We start from the raw sequence: 23,256 nt of genomic DNA, 5'->3' as shown, positions 1-23,256 counted from the left end.
TTCTTTACATAAAAGCGAGGCTTTTACAAAACATAACCAAGAAATCATTTCTGTAATTAAGGAGGGAAAAGTATGCGCCAAAAAGCTATTTTTAAAATAGCAGTTTTACTTGCGTTCATAGGACTGTCTTTAATGGTCAGTAGTATACAACTAAAGAATGTAGAAGCTTTTTCTAATCAAGTCATTCAAAGAGGAGCATCTGGCGAAGATGTCATTGAACTGCAATCTCGTTTGAAATATAACGGATTTTATACGGGAAAAGTGGATGGTGTTTTCGGATGGGGTACATATTGGGCACTTCGGAATTTTCAAGAGAAATTCGGATTACCCGTTGATGGTTTAGCTGGAGCTAAAACGAAGCAAATGCTCGTGAAGGCAACGAAGTATGACAAGTCCACTGCCAATAAAGGAAATAGTGGTAGTACTGCACAAAAAAATAAACCATCTCAAAATAAAGGGACAAATGTTCCGAATGGTTATTCGCAAAATGACATTCAACTCATGGCAAACGCAGTATACGGGGAATCACGTGGTGAACCGTATTTAGGACAAGTTGCAGTAGCTGCTGTTATTTTAAATCGTGTTACAAGTGCATCATTTCCAAATACCGTTTCAGGAGTAATATTTGAGCCAAGAGCCTTTACGGCAGTTGCGGATGGGCAAATATATTTAACGCCAAATGAAACAGCGAAAAAAGCTGTATTAGATGCGATTAATGGATGGGATCCAACAGGAAATGCTTTATATTATTTCAATCCAGATACTGCGACTAGTAAATGGATTTGGACTCGTCCACAAATTAAAAAAATCGGTAAACATATTTTCTGTAAATAGAGCGGAGGTGGGACAATGTTACGAGGTATTATCATTGTATTATTAACAGTCGGTGTAGTAGGAACAGGATACTGGGGCTATAAAGAGCACCAAGAGAAAAATGCGGTTTTAATTAGAGCGGAAAATAGCTATCAACGTGCATTCCATGATTTAGCATACGAAGTCGATTTATTACACGATAAAATTGGCACAACACTTGCGATGAATTCACGATCATCTTTATCACCTGCATTAGCGGATGTATGGCGTTTAACATCTGAAGCTCGCTCAGATGTAGGGCAACTTCCTTTAACATTAATGCCATTTAATAAAACGGAAGAATTTTTAGCGAATATCGGTGATTTTAGTTACCGTGCAGCCATTCGTGATTTAGAAAAAGAGCCTTTAAATGAGCAAGAATATAAAACGTTGCAAACTTTATATTCAAATGCAGGAAATATACAAGATGAACTAAGAAAAGTACAACATCTTGTTTTGAAAAATAATTTACGCTGGATGGATGTAGAAATGGCACTTGCATCAAATCGCGATCCAGCAGATAACACAATTATTGATGGATTGAAAACTGTAGAGAAAAACGTAACATCATATTCTTCTACAAACTTCGGACCGACCTTTACAAGTGCGCAAAAAAATAAAAAAGGCGGATTTGAAGCGCAAGGAAAGGCAATTTCTAAAGATGAAGCGGCGAAAATTGCAAAATCGTTTTTGAATTTAAAAGGAAATGAAAAAGTAGATGTTGAGAAAAGCGGAAAAGGTGCGAAAGAATCTTTCTATAGTGTGAAAATTAAAGATGAAGCAACGAACAATGAGTTTTATATGGATATTACGGGAAAAGGCGGATATCCAATTTGGGTTATGAATAACCGCGAAATTAAAGAACAGAAAGTTAGTTTAAACGATGCAGGTAGTAAAGGTTTGAAATTTTTAAAGGACCATAAGTTTAATAATATGGAGCTTTATGATAGCTCTCAATATGATAATGTTGGTGTGTTTACGTATGTAGTAAATGAAAATGGAGTACGAATTTATCCAGAAGCAATCCAAATGAAAATTGCTTTAGATGACGGTTCTATCGTAGGGTTCTCCGCAAAAGAATATTTAGCGTCGCATCAAAAACGAACAGTTCCATCGGCAAAGTTAACTGTAGCAGAAGCAAGAAAGAAAATCAATCCGGATGTGAAAGTAATGGAAGAACGTAAAGCTGTAGTAGTCAATGATTTGCATAATGAAGTACTTTGCTATGAATTTGTAGGTACTTTAGGAAAAGATACGTACCAAATATTCATTAATGCTAATAGTGGGGCCGAAGAAAAGGTAAAGAAAATGCAAGCTGTTGAAAAAATTTATGATTAAACCTTAATAGTGAAGTGGTGAAAATAATGAAAACTCTAATATATATATTGATGCTTTGCTTCGTTATAACTGGATGCAGTATTGGAAAAAAAGACAATCCAAACGAAAAGCCGGAACAAAAAAATGTCTCAATGAAAAATGTTAATTATACGAATAAATTAAATAAGCCAAATGAAAAAGCAGCAGATCATTTAGCATCTTTAGCTGCAAGTGTGCCAGGTGTGAATGATGCGACAGCCGTAGTAGTCGGCAAATATGCAATTGTAGGTATAGACGTAAAAGCAAAACTTGATCGAACTCGAGTTGAATCAATTAAATACTCTGTTGCAGAAAGTTTAAAAAATGATCCTGACGGTGCTAATGCAGTCGTTGTAGCAGATGTTGATACGTATGAACGCCTCAAACAAATTGGAAAGCAAATTAAAAAAGGAAAAACAGGTGAAGGTATACTAGATGAATTAGCGGCTATTGTGGGCCGAGTAATGCCACAAGTTCCAAATGATATGATTGAAAATAGAGAAACGAATCCAATTAAAGATAATGATAAACAATTACCAAAAGATGAAAAACAAGAGCTAAGAAAAGAACAGGATGATCAATCAAATAATCATTTGAATAAATGAAATTAGCCTCGTACTTAATTGTACGAGGTTTTTGAATATAATATTAAATATTCAGTTTATTTTTAAGGGAATATATGGTTTAATTATGATGGGAGGGACAACTGTTATGATGAAAAAAAGCGCATGTATATTGTTTAGTTTTTGCTTAGGTTTCAGTATGACAGCGTGTGAACAGAGAAAAGAAGTGAAAAATCAAACAGCAACTTCTTCTACTGTGATGGAAAGGCAACAGAAAGCGTCTATCAATATAAACCATTTCTCGAACATAAATGAAGGAATGACTTATACAGAAGTAAAAGATTTAATTGGTTGTGAAGGGGATTTACTTATAGAAGAAGGGGTAGAGCATTCTACACAAATTAAACAAATTTTTGCTTGGAAAGGAAACGATCCAAATTCATTTGTTGAAATTACCTTTTTAGATGGAAGAGTGCATTCAAAAGTACAGCAAGGTATAAGTTAATAAGCAAAAAATGGGAGAGTTTAGCATGAACATACACACAGGGGAAATTCAATTAGTTCCGTATAAGGAGAAATATAAAGAAGTTATTCAAACATTTACTTTACCAAGTGAACAAGTTCAGTTTACATCAGATCCAAGCGCATTACTGGAGAAAGCAAAAAGTGATCGTACAAAAAATGTGATTGTTATTTTAGATTACAATGGGGTACCGGTTGGTCTTTTCGCATTGCAAACGGGAGATAGAGTAAAGGAGTTTACGGATAATGAGGATGCTTTACTTTTAACATCATTTTCTATTAATCACAATAGACAAAGAAAGGGATACGCTAAAAAGTCATTGTTATTATTAGAAGAGTTTGTAAAACGTTATTTTCCAATAAAAAATGAAGTTGTACTTGCTGTGAATGAAAGAAATATTCCTGCACAAAATTTATATGCAAAAGTCGGCTTCCAAGATAAAGGTTTTAGAAGAATGGGACCAATTGGCCAACAAATAATAATGCATTTACCTATAATGAAATAATGAGATAGAAAACTTACTCTTGAATATTCATGTAGTAGGTTTTTTTATTTTAACAATATATAATATATGTATATAAAATGAAACAGAAATGAAGGATATAAAAAATGAATCAAGATAGACAATGGAATATTGTTGGGGGAAGAGTGATTAAAACTGGGATTGCAGTTTTTCTTACAGTGTTAGTTTGTAAATTTTTTAACATCCCAACTATTTTTGCTGTAATAACAGCAATTGTTACAATTGAACCAACTGCAACAGACTCAATAAAAAAAGGGTTTATTCGCTTTCCGGCCTCAACAATTGGATCGGCATATGCCATGACTTTCACATTTTTCCTAGGCCATCAAGCAATTTCTTATGCATTAGCTGCGATGTTTACGATTGTTACATGTCAAAAACTAAGGTTACATGCGGGAACATTAGTCGCGACTTTAACTGCTGTAGCTATGATTCCAATTACGGCAGATCATTATTTTACTGCATTTTTAATTCGTTTAGCTACTACATCTACTGGTATTATAGTATCTACTTTAGTGAATTTTTTCATTTTCCCACCACACTACACGAAAACGATTTTTGGATGTACAGAGGATCTATTTGCTAAAACAGCAAATATTATGGAAGAATGGATTACTGCATTACTTGCAGGAAAAGGTATGAAAAAGGAGACAGCTCAGGATCTATCTAAATTGACTTTATTATTGCATAAGGCGATACAATTTGTTCAATATGAGCAGAAAGATTGGAAATATCATCACCATACAAAGAAGGAAATGAGAAGCTTTTTACTTGTACAAAAGCAATTGCATTTATTACAGCAAATCATTTACCATATAGATAATTTAGCTCGAGTGTCAATTGAGACCTGTGACTGGTCACAAAGTGAAAGGGAAATATTACAACAAACAACTTATTCTATAATTGCTATATTGAGAAACCGTTGTAATGAAATTGATGAGGAACATTTTAAACTTATTGCTGAATTAGACAAGCAATTTTGGAGTTATAAAAATGATTTAAAAGATTATAAACCAGATCATTATCATCACCATTTCTCAAGTGAATCTATTATTTTATTTGAGGTATTATCTATTCATGATATGTTAGAAGAATTAAAACAAATATCCGAGAAATATGAGTGGGAAAATCAATTCAGTTGATAAATTCATTTTATTGTGGGGGAATAATATGACAATTTATGTTGCACTACTAAGAGGAATCAATGTCGGTGGACATAAAGTAATCAAAATGGCTGATTTAAAACGATTGTTTGAATCAATAGAATTAAAACATGTGAAAACATATATACAAAGTGGTAATATCGTGTTCGAATCTGAGGAAGGTATAAACTTTCTAAAGGACCGAATACAATCTGAAATGAAAAATGAATTTGATTTCGATGTTCCAGTCATGCTAAGAACACATGATGAATTTATAAATATTATTAAACAATGTCCGTATGAAGTTCATTCATTGTTAGAAGGAGAAAGTGTTCATGTTGCTTTTTTAGCTAATGTACTTTCTGAAGAAGAGAGTAGTCAATTGCTTACATTTAAAAGTGAACTTGAAGATTGCTATATAGATGAGAAGGTTGCTTATTTGTTTTTCAAAAATAGCATTCGAAATTCTAAATTAATGAACCAGTTTCAGAAGTTACATACACCAGCTACAGTTAGGAATTGGCGGACTGTGAATAAATTAAAAGCAATTGTAGAGAGTATGTAAATATAAAAAGATGAGGTTTTCTACATGTAGAAAACCTCATCTTTTTACTTATATTGTTTTGCAACTATGAGTTCGACAATAGGATAAATAAAGAATGAAGAGCAAATTGCGATGAACAGAGGGAGGTTTTTAACGCCATCTAAATTAGCCCCCATAGAAAATCCTTCGGAGAAGATTAATAAAAGGAACATTATAACTACAAGCACAAAATACGCAATTTTAAAGCTTTTATATGTAATTTGTTGGCCCATTTCATCTTGACTTTCTTCTGATACACCGTGGGGATCTCCCCAAGTAATGTGATTAATTAAATTACTAAGTATTAACGAAATAGCAAAAATCGTACTACCCAAAATAGAACCTTCAGTGATGTATTTATATGTGCCATGTACTATTATTGCAATTAATGCTAAAACAATGATGATAAAAATAGTTTTTTTAGTATTCAATAAATAATTGCCCCCCTCGATTGTAAAAAACTCTTTACAAATATAAGTATAAAATTGGAAAAGTATCATGTCAAATACTTTTTACATAAAATATGTAAGTATGCAATATTTTGGTTTTATGATAAATAAAAAATTACAATACATTTGAATGTAAAAGAATGGGCTCGCATATATTTGGAAGGGATGTCAGATTAATTTAGGGGGTAGTTATGTCTATACTTTTAAAAGCTGGTGCAGATGCAGGAAACAACGGTTTGAAGTTAATGGTGAAAGGGCAAGACCCTATTTTTATTCCGAGTATTTATTCTTTATATATAGGTGAGCCTACAGGACTTTTAGATGAGGTAGATGTTTCATTATCTGAATTAGAAAACCACATTGATGTGACTATAAGTTCGCCATCGTTAATGCTAAATAATGTACGATACATCGTTGGAGAAAAAGTCATTCAAGATCAATTAAAAGGTACTGAGGTAGAGAAGAAATCGAATAAGTCAACGGATGAGTTAATGGTTATTACAATACTATCAGGTTTGGCGGTAAGCGCTATGCGACAAAGTCCAACTTCTAGCCATATTAATATTCGTTATGATTTATCTGTCGCTCTTCCTATGCAGCTTATTACACAAGAAATAGCTGCTGAAAATGCAAAACGTTATATGGGAAATCATAAGGTTATTTTCCATTATCCGAACGGACGCGATGTGACAATTAATGTTTCAATTGAGTTTTGTAAATGCCTGCCTGAGGGCGCATCTGGGACGTGGGGCATTGTATACGATGAAGAAGGAAATGTTGTGAAACATAAAATAGAATGTGAGCCGAATCAAGTTTCTGAAATTGATTTTGTAGATAAGACTCTACTCTCTTTTGATATTGGTGCAGGGACGACAGAAGAAGTTGTTTCATTAGGGGTAAATTTCCGTCCGCAACTAAGTAAAGGTTTATCTTATGGTGTAAAAGAGACGTTATTACAAATTATCACGAGATGGAACCGAAAGTATCCAACTAAGACGATTGATAGTATTACAGAATTCAATCAAATTTATTTAAATGATAAGCATCCGAGAAATACCTTATTAGTTGAGGAATCACAGCCGGCACTATTAGGTTTAGCAGCTCGTGTTGCAACAGATATTATAAATAAAATTGATGATATGAAAGACGATCCATACGTGTTTATTTATGGCGGTGGTGCAGTAATTATTAAAAACAGTTTAAAAATGATTTTAAAGCAAAAAGGACGACTCAAAAATGTAATCTTTGTAGATAATCCGTTATTTACCAATGCACGAGGATTATTAGTCTATACTTGTTCGCCAAAATATAGAGAGCATAAGCAAAAAGAGTTAGGATTTACAAACTTAACGATAAGTTAGTTGGTGGAAGTATGCGATCTAGGCGATATAAACGTGGTGATCGAGTAAAAATCAATATTCATAAATCGGTATCACCTGAAATGCTTGCGTGGCTGAATAAACAATCAAATCCAACTAATTTCTTCTTTTTTGCTGCGCAGCAACTATTTAAACAAGTAGGAGATATTGACGTTTCTAAAGCTTTACCAAGCAGCCATGTTTTCTCATTATATGTGGAGCCTTCATCCTTATTAAAAGTTGAAGTAAACCCTTTTAAAAACATGACACTAGAAACAAATACATCCACCGAAAATGCAAAAAAAAAATTATGGGAATCTGTTGATCAATTAGATTGTCCATTTTTTTAAACATAGAAAAATATAAGAAGTCCCATCACTATACATACGAATACAGTGATGGGTTTTTGTTTGTAAATAGAAGGGGCACAATATAATTTGTGCCCCTTTTGTTAATTATTTGTTTGTCTAAATTTCAGATGTATGTTTAGAAACAGCAGTAATTATGTTTTCCCAGTCATCTGGATGGTTTTCATGGCCTGCCCCTTTAAGAGTTAATAGTACTGAGTTTGGAATTTCATCAATTAGTGCGAGGCCATGTTCGAATGGGAGTGCTGTATCATCTGTTCCGTGAATAACCAATGTAGGTGCTTGTATGGAGTGAAGTACACCTTCATATGCATCATCACCTTGAAGTAAAGCATGATTAAACATACTTAATAAATTATTTGCGCGTTCTATTTCTTGTTTTACTTGTGTATAAACTCTATTTTCATCAAATATTCGTTCTGATCCACATAATAGACGAGATCCTGAAACTAAATACTCTGCCACATCGTTTTTATTTGTCCAATCTATACTTGTGCCATTTACATGATGTGTTAAAATTCTTTCATCCATTGGAGGTAAATCGCGAGTATTGTCATCAGATCCTATTACACTAGTCGCTAGTAAAGTTAGCGTCAAAATTCTTTCGGGATGTTTTATAGCGGCAATTTGAGCAATCATACCACCTAATGACATACCAAATAGGTGAGCTTTATCAATATGATAAGCATCTAGTACTCCAATTGCATCTTCAGCCATATCTGTTACTGTATAATTGGAAGTTCTAGGTTCGTAGGCAACAGAGCGTCCAACATCACGGTTATCAAAGCGAATAACAAATTTCCCCGTACTAGCCAACAGCTCACAAAACTCTTCGTCCCAATAAACCATGGAACATGTAGCGCCCATAATTAATAAAATAGCAGGGTTCTTAGGGTTCCCAAAGCTTTCTGTACATATATCAATTCCGTTTATTTTAAATATCTTTTCACTCATATAGTTAGCCTCATTTCTTTTGAATTTAATTAATAAAACAGTTTTGGATGATTCTAAGATGTGTGTAAGATTCTTTTTGAAATTCATCCCGCTATTTGCCGGGCAGTAAGAGCCCGATTGGTGAGGAATGATTAAAGTTTTACTTTATAATGCTTTTTGCATAATTACCCCCAAAAATAAGTATATGGTAATTCAAGGCAAAAAATTTTGAGAAATAATTGTATGTTATTAAAATAAACAGCAAGGAGGAGAGGAAATGAAAGCAATTGTTATTGATCGATATGGCAGTGTTGAAGAATTGAAAGAAAGACAAGTTTTAAAATCGGCTGTTAAGAATAACGAAAAAGCTCAACAATAAATAATAGCCCATACTACACATTGTCATTTTCGGGTATTATTTATTGTTGGCTATTGTGTTATTACTTCTAACAAATACTGTTTCGTATTGTATCATGTAATTTCTCTAATCCAATTGCCATATCTTTCTCGTTTAACATTGAATAGCTAATTCTTAATTGGTTATCATTTGTTTCGTAGTTTAATAGACAAGCTGTTCCTGGTAAAAAAGAGACATCTACTTCATTTGCTTTTTGTAATAAGGTAAAGGGATCTATCGAATCAGGCAGTTTCACCCATAAATTAAAACCGCCATTTGGTATCTCAAAGTTTAGTCCTTTTAATGGCGATAGTATATCAATTGTTAAATCACGTCTCATTTGTAAAGCTGTACGTAATTTTTCTAAATGATTTTTCATACGTTCCGCACGTAAGAAAGGTAGAAGTGCCTTCTGTGTTAATAAAGGACTACCGATATCCATGGAACCTTTCACTGCATATAGCCATTCAAAAATAGGACCATCGGCAAAAAGTGCTGCGATACGGAGTCCTGGTGCTAACGTTTTACTAAATCCTTTTATATATATCACGTGGCCATCCTTATCAAAACTTTTGATTGGTGGTGGGACTATAGCACCTTCAAAATATATTTCTCCGAAAGAATCATCTTCAATGATAAAAAATTGATATAGCTCCGCTAGTTCTATAAGTTCCATTCTTCGTTCTTTACTCATTACTGTACCTGTCGGGTTCTGGAAGGTGGGATTTGTATACAATAAAACAGGATTTTTACTTTGACAAATATCATCAATTAAGTCGGAGCGAACTCCATGATTATCAAGAGAAATAGGAATGATTTGAACACCTTTATTGATGAAAACGTCAAGCGCAGCACTGTAACATGGACTTTCTACTAATACGATATCTCCAGGTTTTAATAATGTTTGAGCAATTAAATCAATTCCTTGTTGTGCTCCGCTTGTAATTAATAATTGAGATGGGTCCGTCACTAATTTCTGGTGTTCATTTAAGTAATTTGCTATTTCAACTCGCAGTTCATAATCGCCTTGAACTGGCCCATAAGTTGCTAACAACATCGGATTTTTATCTAGCAATTTATGCATTTCGTCTGCCAAAAATGGATTTGGTAACAGACGAGGATACAGAATTGCTTGTGAAAAATCATAATATTTACGGTGCTTATTCATTGCATATTGAGAACGCATAACATTAATAGATCTTGATTGTTGCCATTTATACGGTATCGGTTTGAAATCTTTCTTTACACGTTTATATATGTAAGCACCTTTTCCTTGTTCGATGCGTATATACCCTTTCGTTTCTAACTGTTTATACGCTTTACGAACAGTTAATACATTGATTTGTAAATCTGTGGCCATACAACGTAAAGAAGGAAGGGATTCACCATGTGAAAGCATACCACTTTGTACTCTTTCAACAATTTGCATATATATTTGCTTGTAATACGGTATGTTTGATTCTTTACGCAATACAATCTTCATAGTTTCACCTATTTTTCTTTTTAATTTAATTAAAGCGAAAAATATATAGGGAATCAACTACAACTTGAAGTAACTGTTATATGTATTGATACACTGTTATACACCATACCCTCTATACTCATTTTAAGAGTAAAAAGGAGGAAGAAAAATGGTCATTTTTAATTACATTTTAGTATGTATTATTTTCGGGACAACATTTTTAACAATAAAAATTGGAATTGAAGCAGGGGCGCCACCGTTGTTTTCAGCAGGAATTCGATTCTTTTTAGCGGGCATAATCCTTATGATTATTTTTAAATTAAAGCGAAAAGAAATTATGCCACATATATTTTCAAAACGTATTATGTATGCTGGATTTTGTTTAACATTTATGACATTCGCAAGTTTATATTGGTCAGAACAATATATTTCTTCGGGATTAGCTGCTGTTCTTTCTGCTACGGGACCAATGATGATTTTATTAATACAAGCAAAGAGGAATAGGGAGAAATTACAAAAGGAGCAACTCGTTGCTTTAGTTATCGCACTAATAGGTGTTATATTTGTTTCTTTACCAGGAATGCATCAACAAGTAAGTTTCATATGGAGTATTGCTTGTATTGTTTTAGTTATAGGAGAGTTATTTTACGGAATAGGCTCTATTCGTTCGAAAGAAATACTTTCAGATTTATCAAATGTATCACCATTTCTTATTAACGGTATTCAAATGTTTTATGGAGGGATTTTACTACTAATCGCATCTATTATTGTAGAACAACCAAATGTAACTGTATTAACTTCATGGAGTGTACAATGGCCTATTTTATATCTCATATTTATCGGATCGATCGGTGGACACGGACTATATTACTGGCTCTTATCAAAAACAAATCCAGTATTTCCATCGACGTGGTTATATGTATCACCATTAATTGCAATAATTGTGGGATATATCATTTTAGGAGAACCTTTAAATCCTATAATGGGAATGGGGGCTTGTTTTATATTGATTGGTGTATTTTTAGCCAATCGTTCTACACTACGGACTTATTTCAAAAAAGGGCGGTTATTAGAGAAGGAGATGTAGTTTAATAAAGCAACAGCCCTGTATATTACAGGACTGATACAATAAAAAACACAGTTGGTTATTTTTCCAACTGTGTTTTTTATAATTAATTCACTTTTTTAATAAAACCTTTATAATGACGTTTTACAAGCTGGCTTTCTAACGTCTTCATAGTTTCTAGTGCTACACCGACAATGATAAGTAAGCTTGTACCACCAATTTGGGCAGAAGGTGGTAACGTAGCAATTTTCGTGAATACGAGCGGTAATATAGAAATTGCACCTAAGAAAATTGCACCGATAAATGTTAAACGGTATAAAATTTTAGTTACATATTGTTCAGTTGCTTTACCAGGACGAATACCAGGAACATATCCATTTTGCTTTTTCAAATTCTCAGCCATTTGTTCAGGATTTACTTGAATAAATGCGTAGAAGTATGTGAAAGCAACGATAAGACCGACATAAAGTGTCATTCCAATTGGATGTGCGAAATCAAGATTTGCAACTAACCATTTTGATATGCTTGAATCAGGGAAGAGCTGCGCAATTGTACGCGGCGTCATTAAAAATGCAGAAGCAAAGATAACTGGTATAACACCAGCACTATTTACTTTAAGAGGTAAATGAGTGTTTTTTGCTCCTTGATATTGATTGTTTCCTGAAACAGCTTTTGCATATTGTATCGGTATTTTACGTACAGCTTGTTGAATGTAAATAACGCCAACAACTATCGCTAAAATTACGAGTCCAATTAAAACAATTTTTATTATGTGCATGAATAGCTGATCGCCAGCATTTTGGAATTGTTGTAAATAAATTTGATTTGCAACATTTGGAATCGCGGCAACGAGACCTGCGAAGATAATCATCGAAATACCATTACCAACTCCGTTAGCGGTAATTTGTTCGCCTAACCAAAGTAAAAATGCAGTACCTGCAGTTAAAACTGTCGCAATAAATAAGTATGTAGTCCAGCTTTGATCTGTTATTAATTGTCCACCAGCTATATTATTAAAGCCATAAGACATTCCGATGGCCTGTATGAATGCGAGAATGATTGTAAAGTATCGAGTGAATTGAGCTGATTTCTTACGGCCCATTTCTCCTTGCTTTGCCCATTCCGAAAATTTAGGTATAACATCCATTTGAAGTAATTGTACTATGATAGAAGCTGTAATATATGGTGTAATACCTACAGCAAAGATTGAGAAGTGTTGCAGTGCTCCTCCACCAAATACGTTTAACATACCTAGAACGTTAGCTTGATCTTGTACTTTTAATACCTCTGCGTTAGTATGAGGAACTGGAATAAACGTGCCAATTCGAAAAACGATTAACATCGCTAGTGTAAAAAGGATTTTCCTTCTTATCTCAGCTACTCTCATGAAATTTGAAATCGTACGAAACATTATGTCGCCTCCTATATTTTTATCAGTAAAAAACTGATTATTATACCCTATGAAGTAACCACAAACCTCCTTCCGCACTAAATTCATTTGACAAATGGATTTTCATACACTTTGTAGTTTTCACGGATATAAAAATATAAGGTGTTATATAAGCGACCTATACACTTTTCGTAATCATTCAATACCCATAATATATCGAATAAATTCACAAATGTACATACATACGCATGAAAAATGAATAAATAGGGTCATTTTTTACATTTATTTAATGATAAATTGATAGGACATTATTATTCACGATTGTTATACATGTTATAAAAATAAAGGCGAGCCACTATGATTTATAGCTTATATTCATTCAAATGTGTCAGCTAATAGTGTCTCCCAATCTTTAAATGATAATTTATTAGTTATATGTTTTAGTGCATTAGGTACAACAATATGACAAATAAGTTCTAAGCTATTACCATCTGGATCAATAAAATAAACAGATGCATTACCTTGATGTGGACGGACAAAGGGTTCAATAGATTCATTACTTCCAAACGGAACGGTTTTAATTTGAAGTGAGTGTAACCAATGTAATGATTCTTTTAAATCCTCATATGAAACTCTAAATGCAATATGACGTAAAGAAGGATGATATTTTGTTTCGTATTCAGAGCCCGCCCATAATCCTAGCCAACTTTTCCCATCCTCAATCCAAAAGAATGCTGTTGACTCATCGCTCCAGGCTAACTTCAATCCTAGTTTTTCATAAAATTCGATAGATTGTTGTAAATTACTCACTGGTAAATGTGCTTCGTATATTCCTTTAATCAATTAAAATCCTCCACCTTTTTATTTCCTTACAATTAATATATCGATTTAAAAAGAATGTAAAATCAAATAAAAGTATGAAAGTACATACTACTTTAGTAGTAGTAATCAATTATATTACAATTGAAATTTATCCCCCGCTGATTAAAGGTTCACTTTATATGATTAGAGAATTCTTTTAATTTAAGAAGGAATAAATGTTAAAAAAAGCTAATTAAACAGTGTACGTATTTATAGGGGAGAAGATGTAAATGAAAGTTGTTATAAAAAAATTACCACCATTAGAAGTAGCGTATATAAGACGAACTGGTAGCTACTTTGAACCGCAAAATCACTGGGGAAAGTTACTGAACTGGTCAATTGAAAATAACCTTTATCCACCAGAGCAATCATTTATCGGAATATCATTAGATAATCCTGAACTCGTTGCAAGTCATAAGTGCCGGCATGATGCATGTGTTACGATTCCTGAAAACTTCGATAAAGAAAAGTATCATGATGTGCAATTTAAAAGATTAGATGGAGGTACATATGGTCTATACCAGTTCTATGGTGAACCTCATAAATTAAGTGAAGCGTATCAATACATGTATGCAGAGTGGCTACCAAATAGTGAGTATGATGCAGATTATGATAGAGATAATTTAGAGTTTTGCTTAAATAATGTTCCTGAGGATTTAGAAGGAAAGTTAAAGGTTGATTTATTTGTGGCTTTAAAATGAAATTGGAATAGTAGTGAAAGAAAATCTTTTTTCGAAGATAATATTTCTAGCGTAGGAATTTAAGTATGTAGGTTGCAATGAAAGGAGAATCCACATGGATACATTTGTAAATAACAAGTTTTATGAAACGAGATATCAATTAGTTGAGGAAATTAATTTGTTGAGTGATGCTCAATTTAATAGGAAACCAGATAAGGATAAATGGAGTATTGCACAAGTTTGTCATCATTTAGTTTTATTAGATGAAAGAGTGATAACAGTTATTTCCTCAGGGTTAAAAAAGTTAGATAGTACCCAAAATGAGCGTAAAGAAATTCACACTATTTTATTAGATAGAACGAAAAAGTTTATAGCTCCAGAAATGATTGAACCAAGTATAGAACCATTTGAAGTGGAGCAAATGCTCAATATGCTAAACGAATCAAGAAAAGAATTGATGCGTTTTCTGAGTACAATAGAAGATGAATCTAAATTAGTAAAAAAATCAGTGATGCATCCAGCTCTTGGAGAATTATTTCTTGATCAGTGGATAGAATTAATCTATTTGCATGAACAGCGTCATATAGAACAAATCAAAGAGATAAAATTGCTTTGTGAAATTGAAAAGTAAAAATCATTCCCTGTTTATTGATGCGTATTATAAACAGGGGAAACGATTGATTCATATTGATTCAGAAGAAAACAAAAATAGAATGAAATTAGTTGAAAGTAACCAATAAGCTTAAGAAAATATAAAACTATCCGATTTTCTGTATAAGTATAACCCCGTCTTAAATGAAGAGCGGGGTTATTTTTTTTGAAAGTGTTTTTATTTAGAAGGAAATAAATCAGCAACGAAATTCAAAAAATTAATCATCATAACATATTGTATATGCACGTTTTAATAAATTGAAATGATAATGAATGATATATCCTTATTTTGAAAGTACACTTCACACCCTTAAGGAAGGGGTATTCTGTCAGGAAACGATAAAATACAATTCTGTTAGGGGATGTATGCAATTTATTCTCTTTATTTTTGCAACAGAACCACCTTCAAAATTATCTTTTGTAGTTGAAGTTTCCCGAATAATAAGTTACATTTTTAAAGTTCAAACAACTTTACGAAAGTACAAAAAGGGGAGAAATATTATTATTATGCAAAAAATGAAATGGAAGAACTATGTATGTTACTTTGTAATTCTATTACTGCTCGGAACAGCAGTAATAGTCAAACCACCTATCTCTAAGGCTGAGGAATCTGAAGTTAATATTACATTGTTAGGTACTGCAGATATTCATGGCAGATTTATGCCTTGGGATTATGCGCTTGATGGAGCAAATATGAGTGGAAGTTTGACGCAGCTTTATACGGTTATAAAGAAGGTCCGTCAAGAAAATCAAAATACCATATTAGTAGATGCCGGGGATACAATTCAAGGAAACTCAGTAGAATTATTCAACGATAAGCCACAATCGCCAATGATGGTAGCGATGAATACAATGGGATATGACGCCTGGGCATTTGGAAATCATGAATTCAACTTTGGATTAGATACATTGAAAAAAGTTAGTGAGCAATATAAGGGAAAAACGTTAGCAGGAAATATTTATAAGGAAAATGGAGAGCGCTTTCTTCCTGCATATACAATTGTAGAAAAAGGTGGAATTAAAGTTGGGATTATTGGTATGAATACACCAATGATTAGTGATTTTGAAAAAGGGACAGATCACTTAAATGGTTTAGTGGTGAAAAATCCGGTAGAAGAGACGAAAAAGGCAATTAAGGAATTAGAAGGTAAAGTAGATGTAATGGTAGGAGTTATGCATATGGGATTAGAAAATGAGAATGGTATCCCTGGTACTGGTGTTCAAGATATTGCAAATGCTTGTCCGGAACTAAGCGCTATTTTTGCGGCTCACATGCATAAACTTGTAAAAAAAGAAGTTGTAAATGGCGTAATTATTACAGAGCCAGATAAATATGGAACACATATTTCACGTATTGACCTTACTTTTACAAAGCAAGATGGGAAGTTGGTTTTAAAAGATAAAACTGCTACCGCTATACCTGTAAAAAATGCTGATGGAACAACGATAATATCTGATCCTACACTTGAAGAAACACTAACACCTTTTCACGAATATGCGAGAAGAGATGCAAATGTTGTAGTCGCTCAATTAAAGGGTAGAAATCTTGTTCCTGAAAATGAAATAAAGGGTATCCCAAGTGTTCAGATTCAAGAAACACCTTTATCAGATTTCTTTCATGAAGTCATGCTCTACTACAGTAAAGCAGATGTAGTAGCCCATCAAATTGATAATGATTATGCCCGTTTGGATACAGGTCCTATTAAGAAAAAAGATATTGCGTATAATTACCAATATGCCTTGGGAGAAATTACAGTATATAAGATTTCTGGAAAAGATTTAAAAGACTATATGGAATGGGCAGCAGGATATTTTAACTCATCTCGTGCCGGAGATGTAACCGTTAGCTTTGATAAAACCCGCCGTGCATCTAAATACAGTACGAACGATTTCTTTGGAGGCGTAAAATACGAAATTGACTTAACAAAACCATACGGAAGTAGAATTACAAATTTACGCTCTATTCGTACAAACAAACCAATCAAAATGAGCGATGTTATGACGCTGGGAATGAATGCATATAGAATGGAGGCTCTTCAGGCAAAAGGAGGAGCTTTAGAGGGGCGTAAGTTTGAACAAATTTGGTCATCTAAACAAGAGAATGCATTTGGAGAAACAGGTGGAACCATTCGTAACCTTGCTATTACATATTTAAAAGAGGTAAAGAACGGTGTATACACACCAAAAGTTATGCGTAATTGGAAAATTACTGGTGTAGATTTACATTCTTCAGAGCATAAGGCTGTAGTTGATCTTGTGAATAAAGGGATTTTAGAAATTCCAAAAACAGAAGACGGAAAATACACAAATATAGCATCTATAAATACGAAAGATTCAATTACAAAAGAAGAGATTGTAGCACTCTCACAAAAAGCAAATATTAATCCAAATCAGTTTAAGCATATAAAAACGAAAGGTGAATTTTACAAAAAACTTAGTAGGATTACTAAAAAAATATAAATTATAAGGTTTCTTATAGTAATTGTTATTTTAATAGCATTAAACCCACTCTTACAATAGTAAAGAGTGGGTTTTTATGTTGTTATTTAGATGTAAGTGCACTTTTATTAGAATGAATATAGATAATTAACCAATTGGATGAGCGCCTAAAAGGACTCTTTTTTATTCAAATTAATGTTCATATGTGTTCCGTTCATTATTTATAATATTGACCACAATTTATGTAATTTTGCATAATGTTACATAAATTGTGTATTTTCTCTTTTTTCCGACAGAAATAGACAGTATACTTTGTACAAGCTTTCTATTTCAAAAATTATACGAGGTGAAATAATGAAAAACACAAAGACATTAACTAAGGTAGCATTAACAACAGGATTAGCTTTAACAGCTGTGGCACCATATGGGGTAGGTCATGCAGAGGAAACAGATCAGTTACAAGTTCAAATTCAGGAGGAATCGTTCCGTTCGGGTGAACTTACACAACCGTCACAAAAGGCACCAGAAAATGTAGTAAAGGATGCACTTAAGGAGAAAACAGAGCAAGCTCTCTCCCAAAAACAAGTCAATGGAGAAGCAGGAGTAGATTATAAAGTCCTTCAAAAACGTGGTTCGTATGATGGAACTACACTTGTACGTATGCAGCAAACATACGAAGGAAAAGAAGTATATGGTCATCAATTAACTGCACACGTAGATAATAATGGTGTTATTAAAAGTGTTTCAGGTGATAGCGCGCAAAATCTAAAACAAGAAGAATTGAAAAAACCTATTAATCTGTCAAAAGATGAAGCAAAACAATTTATTTATACGAAGTACGGGAACGATATCAAGTTTATTACTGAGCCAGAAGTTAAAGAGGTTATTTTTGTTGATGAAAATAATGGACAAGCTAAAAATGCATACCAAGTTACCTTTGAAGCTGCAACACCAAACTATGTTTCTGGTACTTATTTAGTAAATGCACAAAATGGTGATATGTTAAAAAATATGGTACAAGAATCTAACTTAAAAGCTAGTGACAAACTAGTTGGAGCTTTAAAGAAAAGTAAACAAAGCAGTCTTACATCATTAACTGGAACAGGAAAAGATGATTTAGGTATTTCTCGTTCATTTGGTATCTCTAAACAAAGTAATGGCAAATATGCTCTTGCTGATTATACAAGAGGGCAAGGAATTGAAACATATGATGTGAATTACAGAGATATTACTAAAGAAGAAAGCTATTATCCTGGTACATTAGCGACTAGTACTTCGGCAACATTTAACGATCCAAAAGCAGTAAGTGCTCATTACTTAGCAACAAAAGTATTTGATTTTTATAAAGATAAATACAAACGTAATAGCTTTGATAATAAGGGACAAAAGGTAGTTTCAGTTGTACATGCTTGGGATTCTGAAGAGACGAATGATCCGAAAAATTGGCAGAATGCATTAAGTGCTAATAATGGAAGTATGCTTGTATATGGGGATCCTATTGTTAAAGCATATGACGTAGCTGGACATGAATTTACACATGCTGTTACTTCTAGTGAATCTAATCTTGAATATTACGGTGAATCCGGTGCGATTAATGAGGCGCTATCTGATATTATGGGAACATCTATTGAGAAATACGTAAATAATGGAAACTTTAATTGGACAATGGGAGAACAAACGGGATCTGTTTTCCGTGATATGGAAAACCCAGCTTCTGTTCCATCTTCACTCGGAGTACCTTATCCAGATGATTACAGTGAATTTAACGATTTTAATGGATGGGATCAAGGCGGTGTTCATTTTAATTCAAGTATTATTAATAAAGTTGCGTATCTCATTGCAAAAGGCGGAACTCATAACGGAGTAACTGTTAAAGGAATTGGTGAAGATAAAATGTTTGATATTTTCTATTATGCAAATACTGATGAGTTAAACATGACTTCTAATTTCAAAGAATTGAAATCAGCATGTATTCGAGTGGCAACTAATAAATATGGGGCGAATACAGCTGAAGTTCAAGCAGTTCAAAAGGCATTTGATGCAGCAAAAATTAAGTAATTTAGAATTATAGTTCTCATTCATATATTAATACATTATGAAAAAAGCTAATATCATTTTAAGGATATTAGCTTTTTTACGTAGCGATGTATTGTTGAAAATAAACTGACTAAGCAATAATTAGGCGCGTTATCTGTAAGAAGTTGCGACAAATAAATAAGGTTTAAAGTATATAAAAACAGAAAATTAATAATATATTGACCTCTTGATAGAAAGTCTATAAAATGAAAACGATAACAAACGATTGCTTTAAAATGATTTCCCTGACCTTTTAGCATTTACAAATATATGAGGGCATACACAAATCTATTTTTTTAAGCAATTTATGCAAACGCTTCCGTATTAAAAGGTCATTGAAATACATACGTGAAAATAGCCAATATGGAGGTGAAGCAAAAGAGATTTCTAGATTAATTTAAGCAGTGTTATTCAGTGTAAGCATAATAAATCGCTAGTAATATTTGAAGAAAGGGTGTATGTGGTGCAAATTATAAAAAGATTAATTAACAAAACAGTTTTATTACTTACTTTAATCGTTATGTTATCATCTGTTTTCTCCTTTCAGGGTGTGAAGGCAGTTTCAAATTCGAAAACAACTGAAGTTATCATTCATTACAAAGAGAAGCTTGGAAATACAAAAGACTGGAATCTTTGGTTATGGGGAGAAAATGCAAATGGTACATCTTATGAATTTACTGGTGAAGATGAATTTGGAAAATACGCTAAGATAAAAATAGACGGTGACTATAATCGTGTAGGATTTATAGTTCGAACAAATGAATGGGAAAAAGATGGTGGGGATCGTTGGATTGAAAATATAAAGGGCGGTCGTGCTGAAGTATGGATTCTTTCGGGCGATGAAAAAGTATATAACTCTAAGCCTTCTTCAGATCTCTCAATTCAAAAAGCAACTATTGATAGTTTCCATGAAATTACCGTAACGACTAATGTCCCGTTTCATATTAGGGAAAAGAAAATTGAAATTGAAGGCATTAAAATTAAAAATATTAGTCCTTATGATATAAATAGTGGAGATATTACTAATAAGGTCAAAATAATTACGGAACAGAAAATTGATTTAAAACAAACATACAAAGTTAAAATAGAAAACTTAGCTGATACGAATACTGAAATTGGTAAAGTCATTCGTAGCGAGGAATTTGATAATTTATTTTATTATAGTGGTAACGATTTAGGGAATACATATACCGCGCAACATACAAAGTTCCGTTTATGGGCTCCTACTGCAAGCGAAGCGAAGTTAGTTACATATAAAAACTGGAACGATAAAATAGGTGCTGAAATAAACATGCAACAAGGTGAAAAGGGAACTTGGACAGCAGAACTAAAGGGGAATCAAAAAGGGCTCTTTTATACGTATAAGGTCAAAATCGGTGATACATGGACTGAAGCGGTTGATCCATATGTGCGTGCTGCTTCTGTAAATGGAGATAAAGGTGCAGTCGTTAATTTAGAAGAAACAAATCCGAAAAAATGGAAAGCAAACAAAAAGCCAAAATTTAAAAATCCGGAAGATGCTATTATTTATGAGTTACATGTACGCGATCTTTCCATCCAACCTGAAAGTGGTATTAAACAGAAAGGGAAGTATTTAGGTGTAACAGAAAAAGGAACAAAAGGGCCAGAAGGTGTAAAAACAGGACTTGATCATATAAAGGATCTAGGTGTTACTCACGTTCAGTTTTTACCGATATTTGATTATGCTTCTGTAAATGAAGAGACTTTAAATGAACCGCAATATAACTGGGGATATGATCCTAAAAATTTCAACGTTCCAGAAGGCTCCTATTCTACAAATCCTTATGAGCCGACTGTGCGAATAACTGAATTGAAGCAAATGGTTCAAACACTACATGACAATAATCTTCGAGTAGTGATGGATGTAGTATATAACCATATGTATAACGCTGCTGAATCTAATTTCCATAAGTTAGTTCCAGGTTATTATTATCGTTACAATGAAGATGGAACATTTGCAAATGGAACTGGAGTAGGAAATGATACTGCTTCAGAAAGAAAAATGATGAGGAAATTTATGATAGATTCCGTCACATATTGGGCAAAAGAATACAATTTAGATGGATTCCGTTTTGATTTAATGGGTATTCATGATTATGAAACGATGAATGAAATACGTAAAGCTGTTAATCAAATTGACCCTTCTATTATACTACACGGAGAAGGATGGGATTTAAATACACCTCTTGCAGCTGAGCTGAAAGCAAATCAAAAAAATGCAGAGAAAATGAAAGGGATTGCTCATTTTAACGATAATATACGTGATGGGTTGAAAGGTAGTGTATTTGAGGAAAAGGAAAATGGTTTTATAAATGGAAAGGAAAACATGGAAGATCGTATTAAAAAAGGTATTACGGCAGGTATTGACTACGATACAAATTCGTCTACCTATCAAGATCCGGAACAGGTATTAACTTATGTGGAAGCACATGACAATCATACATTATGGGATAAACTTGAGTTAACTAATTCAGGTGACAGTGAAGAAGTGCGAAAACAAATGCACAAATTGTCTTCTTCAATTTTATTAACATCACAAGGAGTTCCATTTTTACATGCAGGGCAAGAGTTTATGCGGACGAAATACGGTGATCATAATAGTTACAAATCTCCAGATTCAATTAACCAGATGGATTGGCTGCGCCGTGCAACGTTTAATAATGAAGTAGATTATATGAAGGGTTTAATAGAATTACGCAAAAAGTACTCAGCTTTTCGAATGACATCTGCAGAGCAAATAAAAACACACGTATCATTTATTGATGCCCCGAAAAATACGGTAGCTTATACAATAGAGGGGAATAAAAATGAATACTTTACAGTGGCTCACAATGCAAATAGAGAAGCTGTTGATATAACACTTCCATCGAAAGGTCCTTGGAAAGTACTAGTAGACGGGAAGCAGGCGGGAAGTAAACCACTTTATGTTGTCCATGACAATAAAATTAAAGTTCCTGCATTAAGTTCATTTGTCTTAAAAACAGAGAAACCGATTAAATAAAAGCGAAGAATGTGGAAATAAATACTGCATTGAGCAAATTTAACAAGGATTGCAAATAAAAAAAGCGAAGTGAAGATTATTCTCACTTCGTTTTTAAAGTTAATGTAATATAATTTCACATACTGTAATTATATTACAATTTAATAAAAGAAATAAGCAATAGATTATTTCTTTTGTGGCAGTAGGAGAAGAAGATATCTTTGAGTTTATTTATAAAATTACCTGAAATACATTCGTAATTCAGATAATGTTTATTATATATTCGAACATATAACGAACTAGATGTTCGAGTTGTATTAATTCCTACAAATCGTTTAAAAATAACAAAGGCGTAAAAAGTATATGGAATTAAAATAGAGAAAAGACACCATTCAAGGTGTCTTTTCTCTATTTTGAATATGAAATGTAAGTAACTCGATTGTATGTAATAGTATGTGATATTTTCACACTAACTGATTAAGAAAAATTTAAAACTCTTTTCTTAATCTATTTGTAATAAATTACATCATAAAATTTTATCGATATAATAAATAAAACTTTCTCAACATTATTTGATTTAATA

20 protein-coding genes are annotated in these 23,256 nt (G+C 33.0%); 15 read left to right on the top strand and 5 right to left on the bottom strand.

Annotation, left to right across the window (positions count from 1 at the left end):
- Positions 1–72 precede the first annotated feature (72 nt).
- From sleB to BCG9842_RS13225, 7 genes are all read left to right on the top strand, one after another.
- Positions 73–834: a spore cortex-lytic enzyme gene (gene sleB, locus BCG9842_RS13255; RefSeq protein WP_001249046.1), complete on the top strand. Its 762-nt coding sequence runs from the start codon at positions 73–75 to the stop codon at positions 832–834.
- A gap of 15 nt (positions 835–849) precedes the next feature.
- Positions 850–2,190: a germination protein YpeB gene (gene ypeB, locus BCG9842_RS13250; protein ID WP_000943737.1), complete on the top strand. Its 1,341-nt coding sequence runs from the start codon at positions 850–852 to the stop codon at positions 2,188–2,190.
- 26 nt (positions 2,191–2,216) lie between these two features.
- Entirely contained in the window at positions 2,217–2,813 is a 597-nt protein-coding gene (locus BCG9842_RS13245; protein WP_000854051.1) for a YhcN/YlaJ family sporulation lipoprotein, read from the top strand.
- A 106-nt stretch (positions 2,814–2,919) separates the two neighbouring features.
- Positions 2,920–3,276: a hypothetical protein gene (locus tag BCG9842_RS13240; protein ID WP_000976437.1), complete on the top strand. Its 357-nt coding sequence runs from the start codon at positions 2,920–2,922 to the stop codon at positions 3,274–3,276.
- A 10-nt stretch (positions 3,277–3,286) separates the two neighbouring features.
- Positions 3,287–3,799: a GNAT family N-acetyltransferase gene (locus tag BCG9842_RS13235; RefSeq protein ID WP_003278429.1), complete on the top strand. Its 513-nt coding sequence runs from the start codon at positions 3,287–3,289 to the stop codon at positions 3,797–3,799.
- A 104-nt stretch (positions 3,800–3,903) separates the two neighbouring features.
- The gene (locus tag BCG9842_RS13230; RefSeq protein WP_001070855.1) at positions 3,904–4,959 is read left to right on the top strand and encodes an aromatic acid exporter family protein; all 1,056 of its coding nucleotides are present in this window, start codon (positions 3,904–3,906) and stop codon (positions 4,957–4,959) included.
- A gap of 28 nt (positions 4,960–4,987) precedes the next feature.
- Positions 4,988–5,524, top strand: coding sequence for a DUF1697 domain-containing protein (locus BCG9842_RS13225; RefSeq protein WP_000158574.1), 537 nt, complete (start codon positions 4,988–4,990; stop codon positions 5,522–5,524).
- 44 nt (positions 5,525–5,568) lie between these two features.
- Here BCG9842_RS13225 and BCG9842_RS13220 read toward each other — a convergent pair whose 3' ends face one another.
- Complete coding sequence (locus tag BCG9842_RS13220) at positions 5,569–5,973, bottom strand: hypothetical protein (RefSeq protein WP_001093136.1); 405 nt, start codon at positions 5,971–5,973, stop codon at positions 5,569–5,571.
- A gap of 209 nt (positions 5,974–6,182) precedes the next feature.
- Here BCG9842_RS13220 and BCG9842_RS13215 point away from each other — a divergent pair, with 209 nt between their 5' ends.
- Together BCG9842_RS13215 and BCG9842_RS13210 are read left to right on the top strand one after the other, a co-directional pair.
- Entirely contained in the window at positions 6,183–7,352 is a 1,170-nt protein-coding gene (locus BCG9842_RS13215; protein ID WP_000025620.1) for a ParM/StbA family protein, read from the top strand.
- An 11-nt stretch (positions 7,353–7,363) separates the two neighbouring features.
- Positions 7,364–7,699 carry a hypothetical protein gene (locus BCG9842_RS13210; RefSeq protein ID WP_001257762.1) on the top strand — a complete coding sequence of 112 codons (336 nt, stop codon included), beginning with the start codon at positions 7,364–7,366 and terminating at the stop codon, positions 7,697–7,699.
- 117 nt (positions 7,700–7,816) lie between these two features.
- Here BCG9842_RS13210 and BCG9842_RS13205 read toward each other — a convergent pair whose 3' ends face one another.
- Both BCG9842_RS13205 and pdxR read right to left on the bottom strand, forming a co-directional pair.
- The gene (locus BCG9842_RS13205) at positions 7,817–8,671 is read right to left on the bottom strand and encodes an alpha/beta fold hydrolase (protein WP_001290768.1); all 855 of its coding nucleotides are present in this window, start codon (positions 8,669–8,671) and stop codon (positions 7,817–7,819) included.
- A gap of 425 nt (positions 8,672–9,096) precedes the next feature.
- Positions 9,097–10,530 carry a MocR-like pyridoxine biosynthesis transcription factor PdxR gene (gene pdxR / locus BCG9842_RS13195; protein ID WP_000706774.1) on the bottom strand — a complete coding sequence of 478 codons (1,434 nt, stop codon included), beginning with the start codon at positions 10,528–10,530 and terminating at the stop codon, positions 9,097–9,099.
- A 148-nt stretch (positions 10,531–10,678) separates the two neighbouring features.
- Between pdxR and BCG9842_RS13190 the strand changes: the two genes are divergently transcribed.
- A complete protein-coding gene (locus BCG9842_RS13190; protein WP_000234335.1) occupies positions 10,679–11,596 on the top strand; it encodes a DMT family transporter in 918 nt (305 codons plus the stop codon).
- A gap of 85 nt (positions 11,597–11,681) precedes the next feature.
- On the opposite strand, the gene secY is transcribed toward BCG9842_RS13190, so the two are convergent.
- Both secY and BCG9842_RS13180 read right to left on the bottom strand, forming a co-directional pair.
- Entirely contained in the window at positions 11,682–12,986 is a 1,305-nt protein-coding gene (gene secY / locus BCG9842_RS13185; protein WP_000490132.1) for a preprotein translocase subunit SecY, read from the bottom strand.
- Between the two features lie 354 nt (positions 12,987–13,340).
- The gene (locus tag BCG9842_RS13180; protein ID WP_000589638.1) at positions 13,341–13,808 is read right to left on the bottom strand and encodes a VOC family protein; all 468 of its coding nucleotides are present in this window, start codon (positions 13,806–13,808) and stop codon (positions 13,341–13,343) included.
- 248 nt (positions 13,809–14,056) lie between these two features.
- Between BCG9842_RS13180 and BCG9842_RS13175 the strand changes: the two genes are divergently transcribed.
- The 5 genes from BCG9842_RS13175 (at position 14,057) to pulA (ending at position 22,694) form a co-directional block, all read left to right on the top strand.
- Positions 14,057–14,527 carry an AraC family transcriptional regulator gene (locus tag BCG9842_RS13175; protein WP_000869618.1) on the top strand — a complete coding sequence of 157 codons (471 nt, stop codon included), beginning with the start codon at positions 14,057–14,059 and terminating at the stop codon, positions 14,525–14,527.
- 94 nt (positions 14,528–14,621) lie between these two features.
- The gene (locus BCG9842_RS13170; protein WP_000379383.1) at positions 14,622–15,137 is read left to right on the top strand and encodes a DinB family protein; all 516 of its coding nucleotides are present in this window, start codon (positions 14,622–14,624) and stop codon (positions 15,135–15,137) included.
- A gap of 527 nt (positions 15,138–15,664) precedes the next feature.
- A complete protein-coding gene (locus tag BCG9842_RS13165) occupies positions 15,665–17,617 on the top strand; it encodes a bifunctional metallophosphatase/5'-nucleotidase (protein WP_041488161.1) in 1,953 nt (650 codons plus the stop codon).
- Positions 17,618–17,950: 333 nt separating this feature from the next.
- On the top strand, positions 17,951–19,654 hold the full coding sequence (locus tag BCG9842_RS13160) for a M4 family metallopeptidase (protein WP_000799185.1): 1,704 nt from the start codon (positions 17,951–17,953) through the stop codon (positions 19,652–19,654).
- A 481-nt stretch (positions 19,655–20,135) separates the two neighbouring features.
- On the top strand, positions 20,136–22,694 hold the full coding sequence (gene pulA, locus BCG9842_RS13155; RefSeq protein ID WP_001165754.1) for a type I pullulanase: 2,559 nt from the start codon (positions 20,136–20,138) through the stop codon (positions 22,692–22,694).
- The last annotated feature ends 562 nt before the right edge of the window (positions 22,695–23,256 follow it).

The sequence above is a fragment of the Bacillus cereus G9842 genome, assembly GCF_000021305.1.
Classification (GTDB): domain Bacteria; phylum Bacillota; class Bacilli; order Bacillales; family Bacillaceae_G; genus Bacillus_A; species Bacillus_A thuringiensis_S.
The sequence above is the reverse complement of the archived record's forward strand: the minus strand, read 5'-3'. Positions and strand labels throughout refer to the sequence as shown.

Excerpts from the sequence above, each read along its gene's own strand:
- sleB (WP_001249046.1), top strand. The coding sequence starts at position 73 with ATGCGCCAAAAAGCTATTTTTAAAATAGCAGTTTTACTTGCGTTCATA.
- ypeB (WP_000943737.1), top strand. The coding sequence starts at position 850 with ATGTTACGAGGTATTATCATTGTATTATTAACAGTCGGTGTAGTAGGA.
- BCG9842_RS13245 (WP_000854051.1), top strand. The coding sequence starts at position 2,217 with ATGAAAACTCTAATATATATATTGATGCTTTGCTTCGTTATAACTGGA.
- BCG9842_RS13240 (WP_000976437.1), top strand. The coding sequence starts at position 2,920 with ATGATGAAAAAAAGCGCATGTATATTGTTTAGTTTTTGCTTAGGTTTC.
- BCG9842_RS13235 (WP_003278429.1), top strand. The coding sequence starts at position 3,287 with ATGGGAGAGTTTAGCATGAACATACACACAGGGGAAATTCAATTAGTT.
- BCG9842_RS13230 (WP_001070855.1), top strand. The coding sequence starts at position 3,904 with ATGAATCAAGATAGACAATGGAATATTGTTGGGGGAAGAGTGATTAAA.
- BCG9842_RS13225 (WP_000158574.1), top strand. The coding sequence starts at position 4,988 with ATGACAATTTATGTTGCACTACTAAGAGGAATCAATGTCGGTGGACAT.
- BCG9842_RS13215 (WP_000025620.1), top strand. The coding sequence starts at position 6,183 with ATGTCTATACTTTTAAAAGCTGGTGCAGATGCAGGAAACAACGGTTTG.
- BCG9842_RS13210 (WP_001257762.1), top strand. The coding sequence starts at position 7,364 with ATGCGATCTAGGCGATATAAACGTGGTGATCGAGTAAAAATCAATATT.
- BCG9842_RS13205 (WP_001290768.1), bottom strand. The coding sequence starts at position 8,671 with ATGAGTGAAAAGATATTTAAAATAAACGGAATTGATATATGTACAGAA.
- pdxR (WP_000706774.1), bottom strand. The coding sequence starts at position 10,530 with ATGAAGATTGTATTGCGTAAAGAATCAAACATACCGTATTACAAGCAA.
- BCG9842_RS13190 (WP_000234335.1), top strand. The coding sequence starts at position 10,679 with ATGGTCATTTTTAATTACATTTTAGTATGTATTATTTTCGGGACAACA.
- secY (WP_000490132.1), bottom strand. The coding sequence starts at position 12,986 with ATGTTTCGTACGATTTCAAATTTCATGAGAGTAGCTGAGATAAGAAGG.
- BCG9842_RS13175 (WP_000869618.1), top strand. The coding sequence starts at position 14,057 with ATGAAAGTTGTTATAAAAAAATTACCACCATTAGAAGTAGCGTATATA.
- BCG9842_RS13170 (WP_000379383.1), top strand. The coding sequence starts at position 14,622 with ATGGATACATTTGTAAATAACAAGTTTTATGAAACGAGATATCAATTA.
- BCG9842_RS13165 (WP_041488161.1), top strand. The coding sequence starts at position 15,665 with ATGCAAAAAATGAAATGGAAGAACTATGTATGTTACTTTGTAATTCTA.
- BCG9842_RS13160 (WP_000799185.1), top strand. The coding sequence starts at position 17,951 with ATGAAAAACACAAAGACATTAACTAAGGTAGCATTAACAACAGGATTA.